General features: G+C 41.9%; 12 protein-coding genes and 1 other annotated feature. All 12 genes read left to right on the forward strand.

The features are described 5' to 3' along the window. Nucleotides 1-311 precede the first annotated feature (311 nt). Nucleotides 312-773 carry a CtsR family transcriptional regulator gene (locus ACFX4X_RS16155; protein ID WP_061440355.1) on the forward strand — a complete coding sequence of 154 codons (462 nt, stop codon included), beginning with the start codon at nucleotides 312-314 and terminating at the stop codon, nucleotides 771-773. Between the two features lie 21 nt (nucleotides 774-794). Further along, a complete protein-coding gene (mcsA, locus tag ACFX4X_RS16160) occupies nucleotides 795-1346 on the forward strand; it encodes a protein-arginine kinase activator protein McsA (RefSeq protein WP_377384783.1) in 552 nt (183 codons plus the stop codon). After that, on the forward strand, nucleotides 1343-2419 hold the full coding sequence (mcsB, locus tag ACFX4X_RS16165; RefSeq protein WP_061440357.1) for a protein-arginine kinase McsB: 1077 nt from the start codon (nucleotides 1343-1345) through the stop codon (nucleotides 2417-2419). Before mcsA ends, mcsB begins: the two co-directional genes overlap by 4 nt. Nucleotides 2420-2548: 129 nt before the next feature. Further along, nucleotides 2549-4990 (forward strand): ATP-dependent protease ATP-binding subunit ClpC, encoded by a 2442-nt coding sequence (gene clpC, locus ACFX4X_RS16170; protein ID WP_061440358.1) that lies wholly within the window; start codon nucleotides 2549-2551, stop codon nucleotides 4988-4990. A 205-nt stretch (nucleotides 4991-5195) separates the two neighbouring features. Further along, entirely contained in the window at nucleotides 5196-6584 is a 1389-nt protein-coding gene (gene radA, locus ACFX4X_RS16175) for a DNA repair protein RadA (RefSeq protein ID WP_089364065.1), read from the forward strand. A 2-nt stretch (nucleotides 6585-6586) separates the two neighbouring features. Next, the gene (gene disA, locus ACFX4X_RS16180; RefSeq protein ID WP_061440362.1) at nucleotides 6587-7660 is read left to right on the forward strand and encodes a DNA integrity scanning diadenylate cyclase DisA; all 1074 of its coding nucleotides are present in this window, start codon (nucleotides 6587-6589) and stop codon (nucleotides 7658-7660) included. A gap of 225 nt (nucleotides 7661-7885) precedes the next feature. Next, nucleotides 7886-8965 (forward strand): PIN/TRAM domain-containing protein, encoded by a 1080-nt coding sequence (locus ACFX4X_RS16185; RefSeq protein WP_061440363.1) that lies wholly within the window; start codon nucleotides 7886-7888, stop codon nucleotides 8963-8965. Between the two features lie 21 nt (nucleotides 8966-8986). After that, nucleotides 8987-9670 carry a 2-C-methyl-D-erythritol 4-phosphate cytidylyltransferase gene (ispD, locus tag ACFX4X_RS16190; protein ID WP_089364066.1) on the forward strand — a complete coding sequence of 228 codons (684 nt, stop codon included), beginning with the start codon at nucleotides 8987-8989 and terminating at the stop codon, nucleotides 9668-9670. Nucleotides 9671-9687: 17 nt separating this feature from the next. Continuing rightward, the gene (ispF, locus tag ACFX4X_RS16195; protein WP_061440365.1) at nucleotides 9688-10167 is read left to right on the forward strand and encodes a 2-C-methyl-D-erythritol 2,4-cyclodiphosphate synthase; all 480 of its coding nucleotides are present in this window, start codon (nucleotides 9688-9690) and stop codon (nucleotides 10165-10167) included. 90 nt (nucleotides 10168-10257) lie between these two features. Next, a complete protein-coding gene (gltX, locus tag ACFX4X_RS16200) occupies nucleotides 10258-11715 on the forward strand; it encodes a glutamate--tRNA ligase (RefSeq protein WP_061440366.1) in 1458 nt (485 codons plus the stop codon). 42 nt (nucleotides 11716-11757) lie between these two features. Continuing rightward, nucleotides 11758-12007 (forward strand) — a binding site (T-box leader). 80 nt (nucleotides 12008-12087) lie between these two features. Beyond that, nucleotides 12088-12738 (forward strand): serine O-acetyltransferase, encoded by a 651-nt coding sequence (gene cysE / locus ACFX4X_RS16205; protein WP_061440368.1) that lies wholly within the window; start codon nucleotides 12088-12090, stop codon nucleotides 12736-12738. Between the two features lies 1 nt (nucleotide 12739). After that, entirely contained in the window at nucleotides 12740-14137 is a 1398-nt protein-coding gene (gene cysS / locus ACFX4X_RS16210; protein ID WP_061440369.1) for a cysteine--tRNA ligase, read from the forward strand. Nucleotide 14138 lies beyond the last annotated feature (1 nt).

Consider the following 14138-nt stretch of genomic DNA (forward strand, 5'->3'; position numbering starts at 1 on the left):
TAGTTGGGGGTTTCCCCCTGTGAGAGTAGGACGCCGCCAAGCCATTTAAAAGATCAGCCATTCGGCTGGTCTTTTTTGATATTCTGATTAGTGAAGAAGTCTTAAAGGTAAGAAAAAATTGCAGGTTTTGCATTTATCTTTTAGGGTATTTATGTAAGATATTTTAACTTTAATGTTCAATGAGGTATGTAACTACATATAATTTGGAGAAAATGGATATTACAGAAAGAAAGTGCGTTTAAGTTGCAAAATGCATTTTTCCTTGTATAATAATAGTCAAATATAGTCAAAGTCAGATTGGAGGAGGCTGAGTGAGAAACATATCTGATGTTATCGAAACTTATTTGAAGCAAGTACTGGAAATAAGTCAAAAAGATATCTTAGAGATTAAAAGAAGTGAAATAGCAGATAAATTTCAGTGTGTTCCTTCTCAAATCAATTACGTAATCAATACCAGGTTTACAATCGAGAGAGGTTATGTTGTAGAGAGTAAGCGTGGAGGCGGTGGTTATATACGCATCATGAAAGTGGAATCGCAGGATTCCGTGCAACTTATTAACCAATTATTATCGCTTATTGGTTCTAGGGTAACCCAATCAATGGCTGAAGGAGTAATTTCCCGGCTGATGAATGAGGAAGTCATCAATGAAAGAGAAGCAAAGATTATGATGAGCGTCATAGATAGATCTGTGATTTATATCGACCTACCTGACCGCGATGAGCTTAGGTCAAGAATTTTAACTGCGATGCTTACGACTTTAAAATATAAATGAAACTGGCAGAGGTGATGAACGTTGATTTGCCAAGAATGTCATCAGAGGCCTGCTACCCTACACTTCACCAAAATCATCAATGGAAAAAAGACTGAAGTAATGATTTGTGAGAAATGTGCTCAGGAAAAAGGTGAGATGTTCATGGATGCAGGTGGACCTGTTTTTTCAATAAATAATTTATTAGCAGGATTGTTGAATATGGAGTCGAATATTCAACAGACAAAGGCAAATGCATTTCCGAAAACGGAAGAGGCGCGTTGCCCGCATTGTCATCGATCTTATAAAGAATTTGTCCATATTGGTAAGTTTGGCTGTGCCGAATGTTATAAAACATTCAATGATCAGTTAAACCCTATTTTAAAGAGGGTTCATAGCGGCAATACAGCACATATAGGGAAAATTCCAAAAAGGATTGGTGGCACCATATATCTTCGAAAGCAAATTCTGGACTTGAAAGAAGTTTTAAAGAAGCACATTAATGAAGAGGAGTTTGAGAAAGCGGCTGAGGTAAGAGATAAGGTCCGTTCCCTTGAAAAAAGGTATGAAGCACAAGAGGGAGGCGAGGAACTATGAGCTTGGAAAAGTTTGTAGAAAACGCCTTGAGTTCCTGGATGAGTGCCGAAGGGCCGGAGATGGATATTGTATTGAGTTCCAGGATTCGGTTAGCCAGGAATTTCAAAGACTTTACCTTCCCAACCTCCTTTTCTAACGAAGAAGCTAAAAAAATTATTGAATTGGTCAAAAAAAGAATTGAACAGGAAGTAACTCCGGAAATTGGAAAACTGGAACTTTTAGAGATTGACCAATTACAGCCACTGGAAAAGCGCGTTCTCGTTGAAAAACATTTAATCAGTCCTCATTTAGTTGAAGGTTCAGCGAAAAGCGCATGTCTTCTTTCGGAAAATGAAGAAATAAGTATCATGATAAACGAAGAGGATCATCTCCGTATTCAGTGTTTAATGTCGGGGTTGCAGCTAAAGGAAACCTTAAAGATTGCAAATGTTCTTGACGATTGGATTGAAGAATCCATAGACTATGCATATGATGAAGAAAGAGGATACCTAACTAGTTGTCCAACTAATGTGGGGACAGGATTAAGGGCCTCAGTCATGATGCATCTGCCCGGTCTGGTCCTTACACAGCAGATAAATAATATCATACCGGCTATCAATCAATTGGGGTTGGTGGTTCGAGGGATTTATGGAGAGGGCAGTCAAGCGTTGGGGAATATCTTTCAAATCTCTAATCAAATCACTCTTGGAAAGTCGGAGAGGGATATCGTTGAAGATCTAACGAGTGTAGTGCAGCAAATCATAGCTCAGGAACGCTCAGCGAGGGATGCATTAGTTAGGACTTCCCACATACAATTAGAAGATAGGGTTTTCCGTTCATATGGGATATTGTCCAATGCCCGAATCATTGAGACCAAGGAAGCAGCTACCTGTATCTCAGATGTTAGGCTAGGTATAGATCTTGGGTATATAAAAAATATTTCTAAAAGCATTCTTAATGAGTTGATGATTTTGACACAGTCGGGATTTTTACAAAAGTACGCAGGTGGCCCTTTAAGATCCCATGAAAGGGATATCCGCAGAGCAGCACTCATACGAGAACGCTTGAATTTAACGGAATCTACCTCCTCATAGAGGTCATTAACCTCTGAGTGAGTACCAATATTCATGTAATAGATTTGGGGCAAGAAGAAGCTTCTGCCATTACTTAGAGAATTGTCAGCAATTTTATTCAAAACGAAAATTCTTAAGGAGGAATTCCCTATGATGTTTGGTCGTTTTACTGAAAGAGCCCAGAAAGTATTAGCATTAGCCCAAGAAGAGGCAATCCGTTTAGGTCATAATAATATTGGCACGGAACATATTTTACTGGGCCTTGTCCGAGAAGGTGATGGCATTGCAGCCAAAGCGTTATATGCACTTGGATTGGGTCCGGATAAGATACAGAAAGAAGTGGAAAATTTAATTGGCCGTGGACAGGATACGGCTCAAACGATACATTATACCCCAAGAGCCAAGAAAGTCATTGAGCTTTCCATGGATGAGGCAAGAAAATTAGGTCACTCATATGTTGGAACAGAACATGTACTTCTAGGTTTGATACGAGAAGGGGAAGGTGTAGCTGCCCGCGTGTTGAATAATCTGGGAGTTAGCTTAAATAAAGCTCGACAGCAGGTATTACAACTTTTGGGAAGCAATGAATCAGGTGGTCATCAAGGTTCAGCTGCCTCAAATGCAAGCACACCGACTTTGGATGGCCTTGCCCGTGATTTAACCGCCATTGCCCGGGAAGGAAGCTTGGATCCCGTTATCGGAAGAAGTAAGGAAATACAGCGTGTCATTGAAGTTTTAAGCCGCCGTACAAAAAATAACCCAGTATTGATCGGTGAACCTGGGGTAGGTAAAACAGCCATTGCTGAAGGTCTTGCCCAACAGATCATCAATAATGAGGTACCTGAAATTTTACGTGATAAACGCGTAATGACACTTGATATGGGTACTGTTGTGGCTGGTACAAAATACCGTGGTGAATTTGAGGACCGATTGAAGAAAGTAATGGATGAAATTCGTCAAGCGGGTAATATCATCTTATTCATCGATGAATTGCACACATTGATTGGTGCAGGCGGTGCAGAAGGTGCCATCGATGCTTCGAATATCCTTAAACCATCATTGGCCCGTGGTGAATTACAATGTATCGGTGCTACTACTTTGGATGAGTACCGAAAGTATATTGAAAAAGATGCTGCGCTTGAACGTCGTTTCCAGCCAATCCAGGTCGATGAACCAACTATGCAAGAGTCCATTCAAATTCTAAAGGGTTTGCGTGACCGTTATGAAGCCCATCACCGTGTATCGATTACGGATGAAGCGATTGATGCCGCAGTCAAATTATCCGACCGTTATATTTCCGATCGCTTTTTACCGGATAAAGCGATTGACTTGATTGATGAAGCTGGATCCAAGGTTCGGTTGCGCTCATACACTACGCCTCCAAACTTAAAGGAACTTGAAGTGAAGCTAGATGATGTCCGTAAGGAAAAGGATGCTTCCGTTCAAAGCCAGGAATTTGAAAAAGCTGCATCGCTTCGCGATACAGAACAACGCTTAAGAGAACAATTGGAAGAAACGAAAAAGACTTGGAAAGAAAAACAAGGGCAAGAGAACAGTGAAGTGACTGTGGATGACATTGCACACGTCGTATCCAGCTGGACTGGAGTTCCAGTCACAAAACTGGCGCAAACAGAGTCAGATAAACTGCTTAATATGGAATCAATCCTCCACGATCGCGTAATCGGGCAGGAAGAGGCCGTCATTGCGGTTTCTAAAGCAGTACGGCGTGCAAGAGCAGGTTTGAAAGATCCTAAACGTCCAATTGGTTCATTCATCTTTCTGGGACCTACAGGGGTGGGTAAAACCGAGCTAGCCCGAGCTTTAGCTGAATCCATTTTTGGTGATGAAGATGCAATGATCCGCATTGATATGTCCGAATATATGGAGAAACATTCAACTTCACGTCTTGTTGGATCACCTCCAGGATATGTTGGATATGAAGAAGGCGGGCAGTTAACGGAAAAGGTGCGGAGGAAACCATATTCCGTCGTTCTGCTTGATGAAATAGAAAAGGCACATCCCGATGTCTTCAATATTCTTCTGCAAGTATTGGAAGACGGAAGACTGACGGATTCCAAGGGGCGTACTGTAGATTTCAGGAATACCATTCTGATTATGACATCGAATGTAGGGGCGTCTGCCTTAAAAACTGATAAGTATGTCGGCTTTAACATCCAGGATACTGGCCAGGACTACAAGAATATGAAAGGGAAAGTGATGGAAGAACTCAAACGTGCATTCCGTCCGGAATTCCTGAATCGTATTGACGAAACTATCGTTTTCCACTCATTAGAGAAGGACCATTTGAAACAAATCGTTACATTGATGTCGAATCAACTTACTACCCGTTTGAAAGAACAGGAAATTTACTTGGAGCTGACAGATGCGGCTAGAGAAAAAATTGCTACGGAAGGTTTTGATCCTGAATATGGGGCACGACCAATCCGCAGGGCACTTCAGAAGCATGTAGAAGATTATCTCTCCGAAGAGTTGCTTAAAGGTAATGTGAAAAAAGGGCAAACGGTCGTGATGGATGTTGTGAATAATGAGTTTGCAATCCGACAAGGCGAGCCTGTCAATATAAGTGAATAACCTGATTCTAAACTTCGAGGTACACGCAGATTTTTTTGCAGTGTACCTCTGTTTTTTATCCGTAGGTAGAAATGAGTATAAGTCGGACAAGGTAGAGTTAGAGTGGTTATTTTTTTAAAAAAACTTAGCCTTAAGAAGGTTTAAATAAAACAGAGGTATAATATCCTTAATATAGGTATTTTTTTCAAAGGAAGAGGAGTAATTTATGGCTGTAAAAAAGAAAACCAAATTTATGTGTCAGTCTTGTGGATATGAGTCAGCGAAATGGATGGGGAAATGCCCAGGATGCGGTGAATGGAACAAAATGGTCGAGGAAACTGAAATCGTTAAACCTGCTAGAAAAGGTGCATTTACCAATTCAGAGGTCAGAGGTTCCGGAGAGCGGGAGAAGGCAGCACCCATAACTACTATTCAATCAGAAAAAGAACCCCGGATTAAGACGGATTTAATGGAATTGAATCGTGCTCTTGGGGGCGGGATCGTACAGGGATCCCTTGTTTTGATTGGGGGGGATCCGGGTATCGGTAAATCGACCCTACTTTTGCAGGTATCTTCCCAATTGGCGCATAAACAGAAAAAAGTGCTTTATATATCAGGCGAAGAATCAGTCAAGCAGACCAAGTTGAGAGCGGATCGGCTTGGGACCATGTCAGAAAATCTACTGGTTTATGCTGAAACCGATATGGACTATATCCAACAGGCGATTACAGAGGTGAAACCGGATTTGGTCATTATTGACTCCATTCAAACGGTGTACCATTCGGAGGTTACATCTGCTCCGGGAAGCGTTTCACAAGTGAGGGAGTGCACAGCCTCACTCATGCGTATTGCTAAAACGAATGGGATTGCGATCTTTATCGTCGGGCATGTTACAAAGGAAGGTGCCATTGCAGGGCCTCGGCTGCTTGAGCATATGGTAGACACCGTTTTATATTTCGAGGGAGAAAGACACCATACATATCGAATTATACGTGCGGTCAAGAACCGCTTTGGTTCGACGAATGAGATGGGTATTTTTGAAATGAAAGAACATGGCTTGGAAGAGGTTGCGAATCCATCGGAAATTTTCCTTGAAGAACGGTCGCAAGGAGCGTCTGGTTCTACAGTCGTTGCATCCATGGAAGGAACAAGGCCAGTGCTTGTCGAAATTCAAGCATTGATTTCACCTACGAGTTTTGGCAATCCAAGGCGGATGGCCACAGGGATTGACCACAATCGGGTTTCGCTCTTAATGGCTGTTCTGGAAAAGAGGGTGGGCCTGTTGCTCCAAAATCAAGATGCGTATTTAAAGGTTGCTGGTGGTGTCAAGCTGGATGAACCGGCAATTGATCTCGCTGTCGCAATCAGCATTGCCTCGAGCTTCCGTGATAAACCAACAAACCCTGCCGATTGCATCATTGGTGAAGTGGGGCTGACAGGGGAGGTAAGAAGGGTGTCACGAATTGAGCAAAGGGTGCAGGAAGCAGCAAAACTAGGGTTTGAGCGGGTTATAATACCGGCGAATAATATAGGGGGATGGACTGCGCCAAAAGGTATTAAGATCGTTGGTGTTTCATCGGTTTCAGAGGCTCTTCAACAAGTGTTAGGGGGTTAAGTATGACAGATAAAAAAGGGTATGAGAAAACAAAACTGGAGATTCTGCAAATTGTAGCTCCGGGTACCCCGCTTCGGGAGGGTATTGAAAATGTCCTGAGGGCAAATACGGGTGGTTTGATAGTGGTCGGATATAACGAGAAGGTTCGAACGATTGTAGATGGAGGCTTCGAAATTAACTGTAACTGTACCCCAAGTACATTGTATGAGCTGGCGAAGATGGACGGGGCCATCATTTTAAATGAAAAGGCCGATACGATCATTTTCGCAAATGCCCAATTAGTTCCCGATAATAGTACACCTTCCACAGAAACGGGAATGCGGCATCGGACAGCGGAACGTGTAGCAAGGGAGACCAAATCGTTGGTCATTGCAATCTCACAACGTCGGAATGTCATAACTTTATATCAAGGCAATTTCCGGTATGCCCTCAAAGATATAGGAGTCATACTCGCCAAGGCTAATTTAGCTATTCAAACCTTGGAAAAATACAAGGTGGTTCTACAGCAGAGCATATCGGTATTAGGAGCACTGGAGTTTGAGGAAATCGTGACCTATGCCGACCTTTTGCAGGTATTTCACCGTTATGTAATGGTACTCAGAATCAAGGCGGAGCTATTAACGTATCTTAATGAGCTTGGCACGGAAGGAAGATTGATCCGTCTGCAGATGAATGAGATCCTGGCGGATATTGAAACGGAAGGGAAGTGGCTTATCAAGGATTATACCTCCAGCAATGATGAAAAACCTGAGGAAATCATTTCTCGGCTTCAAGAGTTGGCGATGCAGGAAAAACTGGACGAAAGCATACTTCTAAAGGTGCTGGGCTATCACGGATACATACATCTTGATGAGTCAGTACACCCCCGTGGTTACCGTATTCTTCATAAAATCCCACGCTTGCCGGGTTTGATCATCGAAAATTTAGTGAAACAGTTCGGAAGCTTTAGCGAAGTCAATAAAGCAACGGTTGAAAACCTTGACGATGTAGAGGGTATTGGCGAAGTCCGTGCCAATAAAATTAAAGAGGGGCTCCGTATTTTAAAAAATCAACTGGTTACAAATAGAAGGATGTAATGTGCAGCTTGCCATCAAAATTTTCCTGAATTAGCTTGAAATGAATAGTGTTTATTTTTGACACTCAAAACTCAGGGTGCTAGGCTAATATTACGAAATAGAGAAGGAGTCATATTTGTAAATCCACTAATTCCTTAGGTGAATTTCACGTATATAATGAAAACGAATTTTCGAAGGTTTCATTTTATTTTATTGGTCAATAATGAATAGAGGGAGGTGAAAGGGATGTTAAAACGCATTATACAAGCATGCTTCTTAATAGTCGGCGGAACACTTGGAATGTTACTTATTCCAGAATTATTAATTGTTTTACATGCAGATGATATTGCTTTAATAAACAATCCTTATGTAAGTGTACTGTTGGGTGCCATTATCTTTTATCTTATTACTTTTTGGGCAGTAGATCATGTGATCTATTTTATGAAGTGGCTGGAGGAACAGCTTGTTAAGATACCAATTACGGACATAATCTTTGGCAGCGTCGGTCTTTTAGTGGGGCTGCTTGCGGCGTTCCTGGTTGGCTCCGCCTTCAGTGCCATCAAGGTGGTTCCGATCATCCTTACGCTTTTATTTGGTTATCTTGGTTTCCAGGTGGGCTTTAAAAAACGGGATGAACTATTGAATCTATTCACGAAAAATAATAAGAAAAAGAATTCCGAGGGTGAAGCAGGCGAAGAGGATGAAGAGGGTTATAGCAAGCGGCTGAAGATTCTCGATACAAGCGTCATCATTGACGGCAGAATTGCGGATATCTGTCAGACAGGATTTCTAGAGGGGACCATAGTCATCCCTCAATTCGTATTAAACGAACTACAGCACATTGCTGATTCATCTGATGCCTTGAAAAGGAATCGTGGAAGACGTGGTTTGGATATCCTTAATCGGATTCAAAAAGACCTTCCGATTAAGGTGGAGATGTACGAGGGAGATTTTGAAGATATTCAGGAAGTGGACAGTAAACTGGTGAAGCTTGCCAAAATATCGGGCGGAATGGTCGTTACCAATGATTTCAATTTAAATAAAGTATGTGAGTTTCAAAATGTGGCGGTCCTTAATATCAATGACCTGGCCAATGCCGTTAAACCTGTTGTACTTCCTGGGGAAGAGATGAATGTACAGGTCATTAAGGACGGGAAAGAGCAGAACCAGGGCATCGCTTATTTAGACGATGGTACAATGATCGTTGTCGAGGGTGGCCGTGACCATATTGGAAAACGCATCGATGTACTTGTCACAAGTGTACTGCAAACCTCTGCAGGTCGTATGATATTCGCTAAACCGAAACTATTAGAAAAAGCATTATAAAGAAGAGTAGGAGAAACCGTCATGTTTTATGAAGTAGTGATACCTGCAGCTGGACAAGGAAAAAGAATGAAGGCGGGCAAGAATAAACTTTTTATTGAACTATCGGGTATCCCGATTATTGTTTATACACTACGTGTCTTCGAAGAAGATCCTGACTGTCGGGGGATTATCCTTTCGATAAACCCGGCAGAAAAGGATTATTTCAGTCAATTGATATCAAAGTATGGGCTTAAAAAGGTCAAGAAACTCGTCATGGGCGGCAAGGAGCGCCAACAAAGCGTTTATAATGGTCTGCAACATGCAGGAGAAGAAATCATCCTGGTCCATGACGGAGCTCGCCCTTTTATCGATCTAGGGCAAATCAGTGAATTGACTACCGCCGCTTCCCTTCATGGAGGTGCCGTTATTGCAGTGCCAGTTAAGGATACGATTAAAAAAGCGGCAAACAAAAAGGTATTGGAAACGGTGGAACGATCAAGCTTGTGGGCGGTACAAACTCCACAGGCTTTTCGTGTATCCATATTAAAAAGGGCGTATGAAGAGGCAGAGGCTGAAGCATTTTTAGGGACGGACGATGCAAGTTTGCTAGAACGGATCAATGAACAGGTAGTTATTATTGAGGGCAATTATGATAATATTAAAATTACGACTCAGGAAGACCTGTATTTTGCAGAAGCGATTTTACATAAAAAACATGGAAAATGATGATTGGGGAGAATGATATGTTTCGAATTGGACAAGGATATGACGTTCATCAGCTTGTTGAGGGAAGACCTTTGATTATTGGAGGAATTACTATTCCGCATGAGAAAGGTTTGCTAGGTCATTCTGATGCGGATGTCCTTCTGCATACTGTTGCTGATGCTTGCTTGGGGGCAATTGGTGCAGGTGATATCGGAAAGCATTTTCCGGATACGGATCCTGAATTTAAAGATGCCGATTCGGCAAAACTGCTGCAGTATATTTGGGCGATTGTAAAAAAAGAAGGATATACCCTAGGCAATGCGGATTGTACAATCATTGCACAAAGCCCGAAAATGGCACCATATATTGAAGCGATGCGAGGCAGGATTGCAGAACTTTTAGATGCCTCGATAGATAGAATTAATGTAAAGGCGACCACTACTGAGAAACTTGGGTTTACAGGCAGAAGCGAAGGAATCGCGGCACAGGCTGTTGTCTTATTAGTTAAATCTAACTAAATTCATTTTTAGAGTGGATGCCTTTATCCCAATGTATATAAATGATAAAATAAACAATAGAAAAGAACGACTGGGAGGTCTATATATATCATGAGCAGCGATATTCGAGTTCGCTATGCACCGAGTCCTACTGGACATTTACATATAGGTAATGCACGGACGGCTTTATTTAATTATTTATACGCACGAAATAAAGGCGGGAAGTTCATCATCCGCATTGAAGATACCGACCAAAAGAGGAATATTGAAGGCGGCGAGGAAAGTCAGCTTAAATATTTGAAATGGCTTGGAATGGACTGGGATGAAGGTGTTGATGTTGGCGGTGAATACGGTCCATATCGTCAATCCGAACGGAACGACCTTTATCAGGAATTATATCAAGAACTTTTAGGTAAGGGTTTGGCTTATAAATGCTATTGTACGGAAGAAGAGCTTGAAGCAGAGCGAGAAGGACAGGTCGAACGGAACGAAACGCCAAAATATTCAGGGAAGTGCAAGCATTTAACTGAAGAAGAGCAAGCGAAACTGGTGGCTGAAGGAAGAAAACCAAGCATTCGCTTTGCCGTTCCAGCGGGGAAAGTCCTTACTTTCAAAGATATGGTTAAGGATGACGTTTCGTTTGAAACAGATGGTTTTGGTGATTTTGTTATCGTTAAAAAAGATGGAATCCCAACCTATAACTTTGCAGTGGCAGTCGATGATCACTTGATGAAGATTTCCCATGTCCTGCGTGGTGATGACCATATCTCCAATACTCCAAAACAATTGATGATTTATGAAGCATTTGGATGGGAACCGCCGGTATTCGGACATATGACGCTGATTGTAAACGAAAGCAGGAAGAAACTGAGTAAACGTGATGAGTCGATCATTCAATTCATTGAGCAATATGAAGAGCTTGGTTATGTACCTGAAGCTTTATTCAATTTCATTACGTTACTAGGATGGTCTCCGGTCGGGGAGGAAGAGATTTTCACGAAAGAAGAGTTCATTAATCTTTTCGATGCAGATCGATTGTCTAAATCACCTGCACTTTTCGATAAGCAAAAGCTTACATGGATGAATAACCAATACGTGAAGCAATTGGACAGCGATCGTGCAGTGGAGTTGTCAATGCCTCACTTAATTAAAGCAGGGAAGGTTTCGGAGACACTAACTGCTGAAGAAGCGGAGTGGGTACACGGCCTAGTTTCCCTTTTTCAAGAGCAGATGAGCTATGGAGCGGAAATAGTTGAGCTATCTGAACTGTTTTTCAAGGATGAGGTCGAGTTCGAGCCAGAAGCTAAGGAAGTGTTGGCTGAAGAACAGGTACCTGAAGTCATGAAAGCTTTCCTTCAGGAAATCGAGGGGCTTGAAGAATTTAAAGCGGACGAAATCAAGAAGTCGATAAAAGCGGTACAAAAAAGCACAGGGCATAAAGGGAAAAAATTATTCATGCCGATAAGGGCTGCCGTCACGGGTCAAACACATGGCCCTGACTTGCCTAAGGCGATTTCATTACTGGGCAAAGAAAAAATTAAACAGCGAATTCAGAGTATTTTATATTAACAATTTGTCGAAAATGTAATATAGTATTTAATAATCTTACAAAAGAACGCGTAGATGGGGAGAAGTAAGCAAACGAAGCTTTTTAGAGAGAACCATAACCTGCTGAAAGTGGTTCAAGCCTCTCGTTTTCTGAAATGCACCCTTGAGTCCTTTGCTGAACTAACCTATAGTAGGCACAGGCGGAATGTCCTCCGTTACAGGGATTAAAGTTGGGGATGAAAAAAACAGGGGAAAGCTTTACCTGCTTCGTACATCCCAAACAGAGTGGAACCGCGCTAAAAGCGTCTCTGTCTATTTGGACAGAGACGCTTTTTTATATGCTTTAAAAGCTTCAAAGGGGATGTTGGAAAAGGGACATAGGGGGGAATCATTTTGTTAAAGATGTTTAAAGAGGATATCGAAGTGGTTTTTGATCAAGATCCTGCTGCACGCAGTTATTTCGAAGTCATTTTGACGTATGCGGGTTTACATGCTATTTGGAGCCATAGGATGGCTCACGCACTATTTAAGAAGAAGTTCTTTTTCCTGGCGAGAAGTATATCTCAAATCAGTCGGTTTTTTACCGGAATTGAAATCCATCCAGGGGCCACCATTGGCCGTCGTTTCTTCATTGACCACGGAATGGGGATCGTCATTGGCGAAACTTGTGAAATTGGTGACAATGTGTCTGTCTTTCAAGGTGTAACCCTAGGGGGGACGGGAAAGGAAAAGGGAAAACGTCATCCTACGATAAAGGATAATGTGTTGATTGCAACAGGAGCAAAAGTGCTGGGTTCCATTACTGTTGGTGAAAACTCCAAAATCGGTGCCGGATCAGTCGTTTTAAAGGAAGTGCCACCTAATTCAACAGTTGTGGGCATTCCAGGTAAAGTGGTCATTCAAGATGGTATCAAAATCAACAAAGACCTAAATCATTGTGATCTTCCTGATCCAATCAATGATCGCTTTAAGGAATTGGATAGCGAGATCAGGTCCTTAAGAGCGAAGCTGGCTGAACAGAAGCAGGAAGAAAGGAGTCTATAATATGGCGATTAAAATATATAACACAGCTACAAGAAAAAAGGAAACCTTCGTCCCAATTGAAGAGGGAAAGGTGAAAATGTACGTATGTGGACCCACTGTCTACAATTACATTCATATTGGGAATGCAAGACCGGCAATCGTTTTTGATACCGTTCGTAGGTATTTGGATTACCGTGGATATGATGTGCAATTCGTTTCGAACTTTACGGATGTGGATGATAAGCTGATTCGTGCGGCAAAAGAATTGGGGGAAGATGTCCCAACCATATCAGAGCGATTCATCAAGGCTTATTTTGAAGACGTTTCGGCATTGGGCTGCAAAAAAGCGGATGCTCACCCAACCGTAATGGAGAACATGGATGCAATCATTGAATTCATCTCGGCATTAATTGAGAAAGGATTCGCTTATGAATCTGAAGGGGATGTGTATTACCGCACTCGTAAGTTTGATGGGTATGGAAAACTTTCACATCAGTCCATCGATGAGCTGCGAGTGGGGGCCCGTATTGAAATTGGGGAGAAAAAACAAGATGCCCTTGATTTTGCCCTTTGGAAAGCGGCCAAGGATGATGAAATATCTTGGGAGAGCCCATGGGGGAGAGGGCGTCCTGGCTGGCATATCGAGTGCTCCGCAATGGTCAAAAAGTATTTGGGGGATACAATCGATATTCATGCAGGAGGTCAAGATCTAGCTTTCCCGCATCATGAAAATGAAATTGCACAATCCGAAGCATTAACAGGCAAGACCTTTGCGAATTATTGGATGCATAACGGGTATATAAATATTGAGAATGAAAAAATGTCTAAGTCCTTAGGCAATTTCGTTCTTGTTCATGACATCATTCAGAAGCATGACCCACAAGTGTTACGCTTCTTCATGTTATCCGTTCATTACCGTCATCCCATCAATTATAGTGAAGAAGTGCTTGAAAATGTAAAAGCGTCTCTTGATCGGTTACGGACATCTTATCAAAACTTAAAGCATCGTCTTCAAGTAAGCGACGGATTGACTGAGAATAATGATGTTTGGTTGGAGAAACTTAATGAATTACATGAACAATTCACTAAGGAAATGGACGATGATTTTAACACTGCTAATGCAATTTCCATACTCTTTGAACTTTCCAAACAGGCAAATTATTACTTGATGGAGAAAAATACAGACAAGGAAGTCATTGATGCGTTCCTTGAAAAATTCAATATCTTATTTTCTGTCCTAGGTTTGTCCCTTGAAGAAGAGGGGCTTTTGGATGAAGAAATTGAAGGTTTGATCCAGCAGAGGATTCAAGCGCGGAAAGACCGCAATTTTGGGTTATCTGATGAAATTCGTGATCGATTGAAAAACATGAACATCATATTAGAGGATACCCCTCAAGGTACAAGATGGAAAAGAGGGTAAT

This window comes from Peribacillus sp. YIM B13481, from assembly GCF_042787985.1.
Lineage (GTDB): Bacteria > Bacillota > Bacilli > Bacillales > DSM-1321 > Peribacillus > Peribacillus simplex_A.